Origin of the sequence: Stenotrophomonas sp. TWI273 (assembly GCF_039674765.1) — a bacterium.
Lineage (GTDB): Bacteria > Pseudomonadota > Gammaproteobacteria > Xanthomonadales > Xanthomonadaceae > Stenotrophomonas.
The window spans coordinates 269,897-283,229 of the sequence record NZ_JBDJOA010000006.1 but is presented as its reverse complement, the minus strand read 5'-3'; the positions used below and the strand labels follow the sequence as shown (position 1 = coordinate 283,229).

The 13,333-nt window shown below is 66.5% G+C and carries 11 protein-coding genes; 2 read left to right on the top strand and 9 right to left on the bottom strand.

Features of this window, described 5'->3' with window-relative positions; genetic code table 11:
• The first annotated feature begins 12 nt into the window (after positions 1–12).
• Positions 13–579: a hypothetical protein gene (locus ABE571_RS11050; protein ID WP_313219980.1), complete on the top strand. Its 567-nt coding sequence runs from the start codon at positions 13–15 to the stop codon at positions 577–579.
• Here ABE571_RS11050 and ABE571_RS11045 read toward each other — a convergent pair.
• The 3 genes from ABE571_RS11045 to ABE571_RS11035 all read right to left on the bottom strand — a co-directional run bounded on the left by ABE571_RS11045 (position 569) and on the right by ABE571_RS11035 (position 5,617).
• The gene (locus ABE571_RS11045) at positions 569–1,528 is read right to left on the bottom strand and encodes a Nudix family hydrolase (RefSeq protein WP_346493710.1); all 960 of its coding nucleotides are present in this window, start codon (positions 1,526–1,528) and stop codon (positions 569–571) included. The genes ABE571_RS11050 and ABE571_RS11045 overlap by 11 nt on opposite strands.
• Positions 1,529–1,765: 237 nt before the next feature.
• Positions 1,766–4,498 (bottom strand): preprotein translocase subunit SecA, encoded by a 2,733-nt coding sequence (secA, locus tag ABE571_RS11040; protein ID WP_313210213.1) that lies wholly within the window; start codon positions 4,496–4,498, stop codon positions 1,766–1,768.
• Between the two features lie 168 nt (positions 4,499–4,666).
• Positions 4,667–5,617, bottom strand: a complete 951-nt coding sequence (locus tag ABE571_RS11035) for a M23 family metallopeptidase (protein ID WP_019182479.1) — start codon at positions 5,615–5,617, stop codon at positions 4,667–4,669.
• Positions 5,618–5,629: 12 nt separating this feature from the next.
• Here ABE571_RS11035 and ABE571_RS11030 point away from each other — a divergent pair, with 12 nt between their 5' ends.
• Positions 5,630–6,070: a DUF721 domain-containing protein gene (locus tag ABE571_RS11030; RefSeq protein ID WP_282258203.1), complete on the top strand. Its 441-nt coding sequence runs from the start codon at positions 5,630–5,632 to the stop codon at positions 6,068–6,070.
• A 294-nt stretch (positions 6,071–6,364) separates the two neighbouring features.
• Here the strand turns inward: ABE571_RS11030 and lpxC are convergent, their stop codons facing one another.
• The 6 genes from lpxC to murC form a co-directional block, all read right to left on the bottom strand.
• Entirely contained in the window at positions 6,365–7,276 is a 912-nt protein-coding gene (gene lpxC / locus ABE571_RS11025) for a UDP-3-O-acyl-N-acetylglucosamine deacetylase (protein ID WP_313210219.1), read from the bottom strand.
• 216 nt (positions 7,277–7,492) lie between these two features.
• Positions 7,493–8,725 (bottom strand): cell division protein FtsZ, encoded by a 1,233-nt coding sequence (ftsZ, locus tag ABE571_RS11020; RefSeq protein ID WP_019182482.1) that lies wholly within the window; start codon positions 8,723–8,725, stop codon positions 7,493–7,495.
• A 195-nt stretch (positions 8,726–8,920) separates the two neighbouring features.
• On the bottom strand, positions 8,921–10,156 hold the full coding sequence (ftsA, locus tag ABE571_RS11015; RefSeq protein WP_017355446.1) for a cell division protein FtsA: 1,236 nt from the start codon (positions 10,154–10,156) through the stop codon (positions 8,921–8,923).
• Positions 10,153–10,905 (bottom strand): cell division protein FtsQ/DivIB, encoded by a 753-nt coding sequence (locus ABE571_RS11010; RefSeq protein ID WP_313210222.1) that lies wholly within the window; start codon positions 10,903–10,905, stop codon positions 10,153–10,155. Before ABE571_RS11010 ends, ftsA begins: the two co-directional genes overlap by 4 nt.
• The gene (locus ABE571_RS11005) at positions 10,902–11,885 is read right to left on the bottom strand and encodes a D-alanine--D-alanine ligase (protein WP_313210224.1); all 984 of its coding nucleotides are present in this window, start codon (positions 11,883–11,885) and stop codon (positions 10,902–10,904) included. Before ABE571_RS11005 ends, ABE571_RS11010 begins: the two co-directional genes overlap by 4 nt.
• On the bottom strand, positions 11,882–13,318 hold the full coding sequence (murC, locus tag ABE571_RS11000) for a UDP-N-acetylmuramate--L-alanine ligase (RefSeq protein ID WP_313210226.1): 1,437 nt from the start codon (positions 13,316–13,318) through the stop codon (positions 11,882–11,884). Before murC ends, ABE571_RS11005 begins: the two co-directional genes overlap by 4 nt.
• Between the last annotated feature and the right edge of the window lie 15 nt (positions 13,319–13,333).

Genomic DNA, 13,333 nt, shown 5'->3' with positions numbered 1-13,333 from the left:
TACGCTGCTGCGATGAAACCGCTCGTGTGGCTCCTGCTGTGTGCACTGTGCCTGCCCTCGCCGCCTGCCCTGGCGCAGGCACCGCAGCGCGTGAACCGCTGCACCAACGCGCAGGGCGAAACCGTCTTCACCGACCGCCGCTGCGATGCACTGGGTGCCACCTCACGACTCCCGCCGCGCACCGCGAGCGTCGGCAACACCGGCATCTACCGCGCCGGCTGCGCGCGCCGGCTCAGTGAACTGACCGGGCAGATCCGCGACGCGGTCAGCGCGCAGGACGTGAACCGGCTGTCCTCGATCTACCTGTGGAGCAACGTCTCCAACGCCACGGCGAACCAGATCATCGGTCGTCTGGAATCGGTGGTGCAACGCCCGCTGATCGACATCGCGCCGGTCTACCCGGACAGCACGCCAGTGTGGGTGGACCCGACACTCGCCGCTGCGGGCGCTGTGGAGGCCCCCTCGCGGCCCCGCCCGGTCGGCCTGCGCATCGAGCAGACCCTCGGCAGCACCGCCACCCCGGCCAGGACCGTATTCGGCCTGCGCCGTCAGTACGGCTGCTTCTGGATCACGCTGTAGCCGGCCACAGCGATCGGATCGCCGCAATGCCCTGCGCCCCGTGGCGGCGCGCCTCCTCGATATCACCGGGGGTCATCCCGCCGAGCGCATACAGCGGCAACGACACCTGCTCGCGCAGCGCCTCGAACGCCGCCCAGCCCAGCGGTGCCGCCCCCGGGTGGCTGGCCGTCGCCTGCACCGGCCCCAGCACCGCGAAGTCGCAGCCCAATCGCTGCGCCGCCTGCAGCTGCGCCAGATCGTGGCAGGACGCGGCCACCAGCTGACCCACCGGCAGCGGCCGCGCGTCCAGCGCCAGCAGCTGCTCACTGCCCAGATGCACCCCGACCCCCAACCGACCGGCCAGGTCGATATCCCGGTTGACCAGCCACTGCGTGCGCGGCCCATGCTGCTGGATCACCCGCTCGGCCAAGGCCACCCGTGCCGGACTGGACGGCGTGCGCAGCTGCACCCGGCGCACCCCGCTTTCCAGCGCCTGCGCCAGCCGCCCCAGCCAGGCCTGGTGGAGGCTGTCCTCCTCCCCCACCGGCTCCGGCGTGATCAGATACCGGTCCGGCTGCCGCAGCGCCGCCACCACCGGCAGATCCGCCGGCGGCATCGAATACCGGTGCAGCTTGTCCGGCGCCACCCAGGTGATCGCCTGTCCCTCGCGGCCCCGCGGCGAGCCCTTCCAGCTCTGGATCCGGCGGACCTCGAGACGGAGCCGCTTGTCCGGGTAGATCTGCGGGACATCCATGATCCACTCACCGATCTCCGCCTCGATCCCCAGCTCCTCGCGCAGCTCCCGAACAAGCGCCTCCTCGGAGGTTTCGCCAGGCTCCCGCTTGCCGCCCGGGAATTCCCACAGGCCGGCCATATCGCGGTTCTCGGTACGACGGTTGAGCAGGATGCGGCCGCGGGCGTCGGTGATGACGCCGGCCACGACATGGATCGAACGAAGGGGAGATGACATACCCCGAGGATGCCCAAACCGGGGCCCGTGACGCAATGCCCCTGCGGGTAGTTGTGGGGGCTCGTTGTGGCTCGTGGTGGCGTCTCCGCTCGGAGCTGCCGCGCGCGTAAGGGCCCCGCAGCGACCGCCGTGCCTGGAAGGGTCAACGCGCACCACATACCTGCCACGCGGATGGAAGAAGAACCAAAAAAAAGCCCCGCACAAGGCGGGGCTTCTTCGGCACGTCCAATCAGCCGATCAACTCAGCTGACCATGGCAGTGCTTGTACTTCTTGCCGCTGCCGCACGGGCACGGGTCATTGCGGCCGACCTTCGGCTCATCGCGGGTGACCTGCGGCACGCCGTTCTGCGCCGCCTCCACCTGCGCGGCCTCTTCGTCCGCACCGTAACCGCCCGCGTCCTGATGCTGGAACTGCGACTGCAGCAGACGGGCCTCCGCCTGCTGGCGCTCGGCCTGCTCCAGTGCCGCCACTTCCTCTTCGCTGCGGATACGCACGCGCGCCAGCAACGTCACCACTTCGCGCTTCACGTTCTCCAGCATCTCCGAGAACAGTTCGAAGGCTTCCTTCTTGTATTCCTGCTTCGGCTGCTTCTGCGCATAACCGCGCAGGTAGATGCCCTGGCGCAGGTAATCCATGCGCGCCAGATGCTCCTTCCAGCTCTGGTCCAGCACGGTCAGCATCACGTGCTTCTCCAGCGCGCGCATGGTCTCGTCACCCACGCCGGCTTCCTTCGCCGCGAAGTGCTCGTCGACCTTGGCCTGCACCTTCTCGGCGATGCCCTCGGCATCCAGCTCTTCGTGTGCCTTGACCAGGTCGGTCAGCGACATGTCGATGCCGAAGTCCGACGCCAGCGTTGCTTCCAGACCCTGCAGGTCCCACTGCTCGTCGATCGAGTTCGGCGGCACGAAGCGCGCCACCACATCGAAGATCACATCGCCACGGATGCCATCCACGTTGTCCTTCACCGACTCCGCATCCAGCAGCTCATCGCGCTGGCTGTAGATCACCTTGCGCTGATCGTTGTTGACGTCGTCGAAGTCCAGCAGGTTCTTGCGGATATCGAAGTTGTGCGCTTCGACCTTGCGCTGCGCCTTTTCGATCTGGCGGCTGACCAGGCGATCCTCGATGACGTCGTCTTCTTTCATGCCCATCATGCGCATCGCCTTCTGGACCCAGTCCGAGGCGAAGATGCGCATCAGGTTGTCTTCCAGCGACAGGTAGAAGCGGGACGAACCCGGATCGCCCTGGCGGCCCGAACGGCCACGCAGCTGGTTATCGATACGGCGCGACTCATGGCGCTCGGTGCCGACGATGTGCAGGCCACCGGCCGCCTTGACCGCATCGTGACGGACCTGCCACTCGGCCTTGACCTGGGCGCGCTGTTCCGGCGTCGCCTCTTCGCCCAGCTCATGCAGCTGCGCTTCCAGCGAACCGCCCAGCACGATGTCGGTACCACGGCCGGCCATGTTGGTGGCGATGGTCACCGCGCCCGGCATGCCGGCGTTGGCGATGATCGTCGCTTCGCGGTCATGCTGCTTGGCGTTGAGCACTTCGTGGTGCACACCGGCCTTGCGCAGATGCTCGGACAGCATCTCCGAGGTTTCGATCGAGGTGGTACCCACCAGCACCGGCTGGCCGCGCTCGTTGCAGGCCTGGATATCGGCCAGCACCGCGTTGAACTTGCCGTTGCGGTTGAGGAACACCTGGTCCGAACCGTCCTTGCGGATGGTCGGGCGGTTGGTCGGGATCACCACCACTTCCAGGTTGTAGATGCTCTGGAATTCGTAGGCTTCCGTATCGGCCGTACCGGTCATGCCGGACAGCTTCTTGTACATGCGGAACAGGTTCTGGAAGGTGATGCTCGCCAGCGTCTGGTTCTCGCGCTGGACCGGCACGCCTTCCTTCGCTTCCACCGCCTGGTGCAGGCCATCGGACCAGCGGCGACCGGCCAGGGTACGGCCGGTGAATTCATCCACGATCACCACTTCACCATCGCGCACGATGTAATCCACGTCGCGCTGATAGATCGCATGCGCACGCAGCGCCGCGTTGAGGTGGTGCACCACGGTCAGGTTCTGCGCGGCGTACAGGCCTTCGGTCTCGGCATTGAGGATGCCGGCTTCGACCAGCAGTGCCTCGGCATGCTCCATGCCCGCTTCGGACAGATGGACCTGCTTGCCCTTCTCATCGACCCAGAAATCGCCCTCGCCCTCCTCGGCCTCCTGCTTGATCAGGTGCGGGACGACGCGGTTGACACGGATGTACAGCTCCGGGGAATCATCGGCCGGGCCGGAAATGATCAGCGGGGTGCGGGCTTCATCGATCAGGATCGAGTCGACTTCATCGACGATCGCGTAATGCAGGCCGCGCTGGTAGCGGTCCGCACGGGACAGCGCCATGTTGTCGCGCAGGTAATCGAAGCCGAATTCGTTGTTGGTGCCGTAGGTGATGTCGCTGGCATACGCCTCGCGCTTGTCGCCGTGCGGCATGCCCGGGTAGACCACGCCCACGCTCATGCCCAGCCAGTTGTAGAGCTTGCCCATCTGCGCCGAGTCACGGCGGGCCAGGTAGTCGTTCACGGTGACCACGTGGACGCCCTTGCCTTCCAGCGCGTTCAGATACACCGGCAGCGTGGCGACCAGGGTCTTGCCTTCACCGGTGCGCATTTCGGCGATCTTGCCCAGGTGCAGGACCATGCCGCCGATCAGCTGCACATCGTAATGGCGCATGCCCAGCACACGGCGGCTGGCTTCACGGCAGACCGCGAACGCTTCGGGAAGCACCTTGTCCAGGGCCTCACCGTCAGCGATGCGCTGCTTGAACTCCGGGGTCTTGGCCTTGAGCTGCTCGTCGGAGAGCTTTTCGATTTCCGGCTCCAACGCATTGATCTTGGCGACGATGCGGTTGAGCTGGCGCAGCTGTCGTTCATTACGACTGCCGAAGACGCGGGTAAGCAGGCTGTTGATCATTGAAGGAACCGGTTGGAATGAGACGCCCCAACGGCGGCGCTCTCCCCAGGGGATGCGCACGCCGCAAACGAAACAGGGCGCACTGCGCCCTGTCTATGGCAACACCCATTGTAGCTTGGGACGGGGGTCCGGCGTTTCAAGCACCCCCGTTCAAGTTCATTACCGTGATCAGCCCCGCGAAACGCGGCCGACCGGGGTGTTGCCGCCATCACCGAGGAACTTGCGCGGATTGACCACCTGGCCGCGCTCCCACACCTCGAAGTGCACGTGGGCACCGGTGGAACGGCCCGTGGAACCGGCCTTGGCCACTTCCTGGCCGGCCCGGACCAGATCGCCCGGCTTCACCACCAGGCGCGAATTATGCGCATAGCGGGTCACATAGCCGTTGCCATGGTCCACATCGACCACGTTGCCGTAGCCGCCCTTCACACCGGCAAAGCTGACCACGCCGTCGGCTACCGACATCACCGGGTCACCGACCTTGGCGTGGAAATCCATGCCCTTGTGGGTGGCCGCACCACGACCGAACGGATCGCTGCGGGTGCCGAAGTTGGAGGTGATGTAGGTATTGCGGATCGGCATGCGCGAGGGCACCGCGTTCTGTTCGAGCTGGTGGTCGAACATCAGCGATTCCATCACCGACAGCTGGCGGCCTGAAGCAGCAAAGCGCTGCTCCAGCACCTGTAAGTCGGCGTTGACCGCGCTGACCGGGATGTCCTGGGTCGGGCCGGGCTCACCTTCACCGAGGCCGGGGGTCTCGTTGAAGTCGAATTCGCCATCTTCCAGTTTGCCCATCTGGGTGAGTCGTTCGCCCAGGGCATTGAGACGGGTGGCCTGCGCCTGCAGCTCGCCCATCCGCGCAGCCAGCGCGTTGACCTGGGTCTGAGCGTCCTTCTGGGCCTGCGCCAGCTCGCGTTCCTGCTGTGCGACCTTGGCGTGGAGCCGGGAATCGTTGAACATGCTGCCACCGATACCGGCACCGAAGCCGATCAGGCAGCCCACCCCCAGCACACTGCCCAGCAGGGCCCGGGGGGAATCTTCGAAGTAGAAACGCAAACGCGCCAGCGGCGTCTTGGCCTGTCCTTCACGCGTTTTGATTACGATCTTTTTGAATGCCATCAGTGAGTTTTCATGTCTGAGCCGAAATCCAGTGCCCGTTCCCCATCCACGCCGAAGCCGGCGCTGGATGCGGTCATGGCGGACAAAGCCGGTAACCCGCTGCGTCGTGCCTTGTGGCTCGACGCGCTGGACCGTCAATTGCGCCCCCATTTGCCGCCTGCACTGGCCACCCGTTGCCGGCTGGCGAATGTAAACGGCGAGCACCTCGTTTTTCTCGTCGAATCTCCCGTGTGGCATGCCAAGGTCCGGCTTGCCGAAGCACAGTTGATCGACGCGGCCCGGTCCATCGGGCTGAAGGTCACCAAGGTGACCGTCAAAACAGCATCTGCCCCTCCCCCACGCTCCCCAGCGGTCGACAACAGGAATGGCCCCCACGCTGTTTCAGCCGCCACGCACAAAGGGCTACGCGACGCGTTGGCTTGTCTGCGCGATGTGGATTCCTCCAAATCGTGAAGCCATCGGGGCATCCCGCCCCTTCCCGGCCGCGTCACGATCACGTGAACTTTGGCTGGGAGCCGGTCTGCACTGTAGCGGCGTCAGTGCCGCCAGTCGTTAGTGTTTTATTAAATTAACGTTAAATTCGGCAGAAACCTTGATGAGGTTCACAAATCTGTGCGCTGTGCACCCCTACGGTTCATTGACGTCAAGATCACGCCGCCTTCCATCGGCCTGGACCGCAGGAAACAGAAACGGCGCCCCAGGCGCCGTTCTATTTCGTTTCATATCAATGACTTACGTGATGACGGCTCAGGCGTACGCCGGCAGCCCGTAAACCACCGGCGCCGTGGCGGCAGGCGAGTCGTAGCTGACCCACTCCCACGCCGTGGCATCGGCCAGCAACGCGCGCACCAGCTTGTTGTTGAGCGCGTGGCCCGACTTGAAGCCTTCGTACGCGCCCAGCACCTGGCCGCCGGCCAGATACAGATCGCCGATCGCGTCGAGGATCTTGTGGCGCACGAACTCATCGGCGTAGCGCAGGCCGTCGTCGTTGAGCACGCGGAACTCGTCGAGCACGATGGCGTTGTCCATCGAACCGCCCAGACCCAGGTTGCGCTCGCGCATGTACTCCAGATCCCGCATGAAGCCGAAGGTCCGGGCGCGCGAGATTTCCTTGGTGTAGGCCAGGGTCGAGAAGTCGATTTCCGCCCGCGACTGCTTGGCCGGGATCATCGGGTGGTTGAACTGGATGGTGAAACCGAGCTTGTAGCCTTCGTACGGCTCGAAGCGGGCGACCTTGTCGCCCTCGGTGACTTCCACCGTCTTGAGAATGCGGATGAAGCGTTTCGGCGCGTCCTGCTCGGCGATGCCCGCCGACTGCAGCAGGAAGACGAACGGGCCGGAGGAACCGTCCATGATCGGCAGCTCGGCCGAGGACAGTTCCACGATGATGTTGTCCACACCCAGGCCGGCCAGGGCCGACATCAGGTGTTCGACGGTCTGGATCTTGGCCTCGTGATAGGTCAGGCCGGTGCACAGCGTGACTTCGGTGACCAGGTCCGCACGCGCGGGCACTTCCACCACCGGGTCCATATCGACGCGACGGAAGACGATGCCGTGGTTGACCGGGGCCGGGCGCAGGGTCATGTAGACCTTGTCACCACTGTGAAGGCCAACGCCGGTGGCGCGGATCGTGTTCTTGAGGGTGCGTTGCGGAATCATCGGGGGGCAGGACCAGAAAGCGCGCGGTCAGCGCGGCTGTGACAAACAAGAATAACACGCACTACCGCTGTCCCTTCCGTGAACCGTGGTGCGTCGACAGCACTGCCCGGACGTGCGCGATGCACGACGGCGGTCAGACTGCCGGGCCGATCCTGGCCCGGCAGCATGGGACATGGAGGTGCTTACCGGGGAGGACAAGGCCCCGGCACGCAGTACTCAGTCCGCCTGGCGGCGCAGGAACGCCGGGATGTCCAGGTAATCGTTCGGCAGTTCAGCAGCAGCCGGACCCGACGCGCTCGGGGCCGACGGGGCCACGGTGTCGGCGCTCGGTCGACGCAGGCCCATGCCCATGCCCATTCCGCCCACGGCCTTGGAAACCGCATCGCCGCCGTTGTCGAACTCGCCGAACTCCGGCTGGCCGGTGGTGGCGTTGCGGACCAGCTTGATCGGTGCGCGCTCGCCCGGACGCTGGGTCTTGGCGGTGACGGCACGGTTCAGGCCGGTGGCGACCACGGTCACGCGGACTTCGTCCTGCATGTCCGGATCCAGCACCGTACCCACGACCACGGTGGCATCTTCGGAGGCGAAGCCATCGATGGTGCGGCCGATCTCGTCGAACTCGGCCATCGTGAAGTCGGCGCCGGCGGTGATGTTGACCAGGATGCCGTTGGCACCGGCCAGGTTCACATCGTCCAGCAGCGGGTTCTGGATGGCGGCTTCGGCAGCGGCCTGGGCGCGGTCATCGCCACGCGCGGTGCCGGTGCCCATCATCGCCAAGCCCATTTCGGACATGACGGTGCGCACGTCGGCGAAGTCGACGTTGATCAGGCCCGGACGCACGATCAGGTCGGCGATGCCCTGCACGGCGCCCTGGAGGACGTCGTTGGCGGCACGGAAGGCCTGGATCATGGTGGCATTGCGGCCCAGCACGGTGATCAGCTTTTCGTTCGGGATGGTGATCAGCGAGTCGCAATGCTGGCTCAGTTCCTCGATGCCCTTCAGCGCGACCTGCATGCGGCGACGGCCTTCGAACGGGAACGGCTTGGTGACCACGGCGACGGTCAGGATGCCCATCTCCTTGGCCAGCTGGGCCACGACCGGAGCTGCACCGGTGCCGGTACCGCCGCCCATGCCGGCGGTGATGAACACCATGTCCGCACCCTGCAGGGCGTCCATGATGCGCTCGCGGTCTTCCAGCGCGGCCTGGCGGCCGACTTCCGGGTTCGCGCCTGCGCCCAGGCCCTTGGTGACGTTGGTACCCAGCTGCAGCTGCAGCTTGGCACCGCAGTTCTTGATCGCCTGCGAGTCGGTGTTGGCGGTGATGAATTCCACGCCGTCCACACTGGTGCTGACCATGTGCGCCACGGCGTTACCGCCGCCGCCGCCCACGCCGATCACCTTGATCACCGCATTGGGTGCCATCTTTTCAATCAGTTCGAAATGCGCCATGTCCGTGTCCTCGTTGTATCCGCTTTCGGTGGCATGGGCGGTCAGGCCTCCTGCCTTTCGCGCGTCATGTTGCCGTTGCGGCTGTGTGGGTTGTGTGTTGCCGGTGCTGCCGTGTTGCGGTGGTGCGTTGCGTTGCAGTGGTGCGGGGGTGCAGGTGATGCAGCCGACCAACGGTCGGCTCTACCGCGGGCCGCGTCAGAACTCGCCGCGGAACCAGGTTTTGAGTTTCTTGAACATGCTGCCGGCGCGGCCGGTGGGCAGCGACGGGCGACGCGGGTGTTCGATCTGGCTGCCCATCAGCAGCAGGCCCACGCCGGTGGCATGCACCGGGTTGCCCACCACTTCGCCCAGCCCGGTGACGTGCTGCGGAATGCCCACGCGCACCGGCATCTGCAGCATTTCCTCGGCCAGTTCGACCACGCCTTCCATCTTCGAGGCACCGCCGGTAAGCACCATGCCGGCGCGCACCAGCTCCTCGAAACCGGAGCGGCGCAGTTCGGCCTGCACCATCTCGAAGATCTCTTCGTAACGGCCCTGCACTGCCTGGGCGAGTGCGTGGCGTGGCATCCGGCGCGGCGGACGATCGCCGACGCTGGGTACCTGGATGCTTTCCTCGGCGGTGGCCAGCTGGGCCAGGGCGCAGGCATAGCGCACCTTGATCTGCTCGGCTTCCGGCGTCGGCGTGCGCAGCATGTGCGCGATGTCGTTGGTGACGTGGTCGCCAGCGATCGGCAGCGAGGCGGTGTGGCAGATCGCGCCCTGCACGAACACGGCCAGGTCGGTGGTGCCGGCACCCATGTCGACCAGCACCACGCCCAGCTCGCGCTCGTCGGCGGTCAGCACGGCCACGCTGGAGGCCAGCGAAGAGAGCACCAGGTCATCGACCTGCAGGCCGCAGCGCTGCACGCACTTGGAGATGTTGGCCGCCGCCGACTGTGCACACACCACCAGGTGGGCATGCACTTCCAGGCGCACGCCGGTCATGCCGACCGGGTTGCGGATGCCTTCCTGCGAATCGTCCAGCACGTACTCGCGCGGGATCGCATGCAGGATCTTCTGGTCGGCCGGGATCGCCACCGCCTTGGCCGCATCCAGCACGCGATCCAGGTCGCCCCAGGTCACTTCGCCGTCGCGGATCGGCACGATGCCGGGCGAGTTCTTGCACTGCACGTGGTTGCCGGAGATCGAGGCATACACCGAGCGGATTTCGCACCCGGCCATCAGCTCGGCCTCTTCGACCGCACGCTGGATGGACTGCACGGTCGATTCGATATCCACCACCACGCCGCGCTTGAGACCGCGCGATTCGTGCGAGCCGATGCCGATGACCTCGATCGGATTGCCCGGCGAATACTCGCCGACCAGCGCCACCACCTTGGAGGTGCCGATATCCAGACCAACGATCAGTGATTTGTCACCCTTGCGATTCATGTCCTGTCCTGCGTCCTGTGCGCCACAGTGGCCGGCGTGGCCGGTGCGGCCGGAGCCGGGGTACCCCAGCTCAGCGTGAAACCATTGGTGTATCGGAGGTCGGCGCGCTCGATCGGCGCCGCCTGGTTGGCCAGCTGTGGCAGTACGCGCACGAACCGCTGCAGGCGCGAGCGGGCATCGTCGCGGCCCACCACCACTTCGGTGCCATTGCTCAGCACCAGCGACCAGCTGCCGCGTGCGTCCATGGTGACCCGCTTGACGTCCACCCCGGCCGGCGCGAACAGCGCGCGCGCATCGTTGTAGAGCGCCACGACTTCTTCAGTCTGGCTGTCCGGCCCGTCCAGGTCGGGCAGCTCCAGGTCCTGCAGCTTCTTCGGCGTGGCGAAGAGCTTGCCCTGCTCGGAAAGCAGGCGGTCGTGGCCCCAGCGCGCGAACGGCTTGTGCTCGACCAGGGTGATTTCCAGCACGTCCGGCCACTGCTTGCGGACCTGCGCGCTTTCCACCCACGGCAGTGTTTCGATGGCGTCCTGGGCATCCTGCAGCTTGACCGCGAAGAAGCCGGACTTCGCGTACGGCAACACGACCTGCTGCAGCTGTTCGGCCGGGACCCGCTTGAACTCACCGTGCACGCGCAGCTTGGCCAACGGCCACCGCTCGGCACCGACCCAGCCGTTGAGCACGGCCACTACGGGCAGTGCCACGACCGAGAGGGCCAGCAACCAGACGAAGATGCGCAGCACCGCGTTCATGCGTGGCTGTGCTCCTGTGCTGCGTGACCCGGCAGGGTCTGTTCCAGCACGCGCCAGACCAGCTCTTCAAAGCCGATCCCGGCCTGGCTGGCCGATTTGGGCACCAGCGAATGGCTGGTCATGCCCGGCGCGGTGTTCACTTCCAACAGGTAGAAGCGGCCGCTGCTGCGGTCGCGCATCACGTCCACCCGGCCCCAGCCACGGCAACCGGCGGCGCGGAACGCGGCCAGTGCGAGGCGGCGGATCTCGATTTCATCCTCGCCCTCCAGGCCCGGGCACAGGTACTGGGTATCCTCGGCGATGTACTTGGCGTTGTAGTCGTACCACTGCCCCTTGGGCACGATGCGGATCGACGGCAGCGCCTGGTCGCCCAGGATCGCCACGGTCAACTCATCACCGACCACCATCTGCTCCATCAGCAGCTGGCCGTCATAGCGCACCGCCAGCGCGACCGCCTCATCCAGCCCGGCCGCTTCCACCACGCGGCTGATGCCGACGCTGGAGCCTTCGTTGGCCGGCTTGACCACCACCGGCAGGCCGAGCTCGGCCGCGGCGGCGTGGACATCGGAGGCCTGGTCCAGCGCGATGAAGCGCGGGGTCGGCAGGCCGTGCGACAGCCACACCTGCTTGGTGCGGATCTTGTCCATGCTCAACGCCGAGCCCAGCACGTCCGAGCCGGTGTAGGGCACGCCGAAGGCTTCCATCAGGCCCTGCACGATGCCGTCCTCGCCACCGCCGTTATGGCCGTGGAGGATGTTGAACACGCGGTCGAAGCGCTTCTCGACCAGCGCCAGCGCCAGGGCCGGGATGCCGTCGACCGCGATCGCATCGACGCCGCGCGCGCGCAGCGCTTCGATCACGTTGCGGCCGGAATCCAGCGAGACGTTGCGCTCGCTGGAGGTGCCACCCAGCAGCACGGCGACGCGGCCGAACATGGCCGGGTCGGTGAGGCGCAGCGGCGGGAAGGTCAGCGCGTTCATGCCGCCGGGGTCTCCTGGAAACCTTCGCCGGCGATCTGCTGGGCGATGTAGCCGATGTCGCCGGCCCCCATCATCAGCAGCAGGTCACCGTCCTGCAGCACGTCAGGCAGCACGTGCGCCAGTTCTGCGGCGTTGCCGACCACGACCGGCTCGCTGCGGCCGCGCGCACGGATGGCGCGGGCCAGCGAACGCGAATCGGCCCCCGGGATCGGCGCTTCGCCGGCCGGGTACACCTCGCTCAGCACCAGCGCATCCACTTCGGACAGCACGGCGGCAAAGGCATCGAACTGATCGCGGGTACGGCTGTAACGGTGCGGCTGGAACGCCACGACCAGGCGCTGGCTCGGCCAGCCGCCGCGGGCAGCGGCGAACACGGCGGCCAGCTCACGCGGGTGGTGGCCGTAGTCGTCGATCACGCGGACCTTGGCGCCGGTGTGCGTGGTGACGATGCCCAGGTCATTGAAGCGGCGGCCGATGCCGGCAAAGCTCTCCAGCGCACGCGCGATCGCGTCCGGGGCCACGCCCAGCTGCCAGCCCACGGCGGCGGCGGCCAGCGCGTTGAGCACGTTGTGCGCGCCCGGCAGGGCCAGCGTCACCGGGTGGCTGCTGCCTTCCGGCAGGCGCAGGGTGAAATGCATGCGCGGGCCGTCCTGGACCACGTCCTCGGCGCGCACGTCGGCGTTGCTGCTCATGCCATAGCTCATGACATGGCGCGGCGTCTGCGCAGCCAATGCGGCCACTTCCGGATCGTCGATGCACAGCACCGCCAGCCCGTAGAACGGCAGGCGCTGCAGGAACTCGGCGAACGCGGCCTGGACGCGGGCGAAATCGTTGCCGTAGTTTTCCAGGTGGTCCGAATCGATGTTGGTGATCACCGATACCAGCGGGTTCAGGCGCAGGAAGCTGCCATCGCTCTCGTCGGCTTCGGCCACCAGCCACTGGCCACCGCCGAGCTTGGCGTTGGCACCGGCGGCGAGCAGCTGGCCGCCGATCACGAAGGTCGGGTCCAGCCCGCCTTCGCTCAGCACCGCGGCGGTCAGGCTGGTGGTGGTGGTCTTGCCGTGCGTGCCGGCCACCGCGATGCCGCGGCGGAAGCGCATCAGCTCGGCCAGCATCGCCGCGCGCGGCATGATCGGAATGCGCTGGCTGCGTGCTTCCATCAACTCCGGGTTGTCATCGCGGATCGCGCTGGAGACGACCACGCAGTCGGTACCGAGCACATTGGCGGCCGAGTGGCCGCGCATCACGCGCGCACCCAGGCCGGCCAGGCGGCGGGTCGCGGCGTTGTCGGCATTGTCCGAGCCGGACACTTCATAGCCCAGCGTCAGCATCACTTCGGCGATGCCGCTCATGCCGGTGCCGCCGATGCCGACGAAGTGCACGCGCGGGAACGCGCGTACCAGGTCGTTGGTGTCGTGGAGGCGGCGGATCATGCGCGGCCTCGCGCC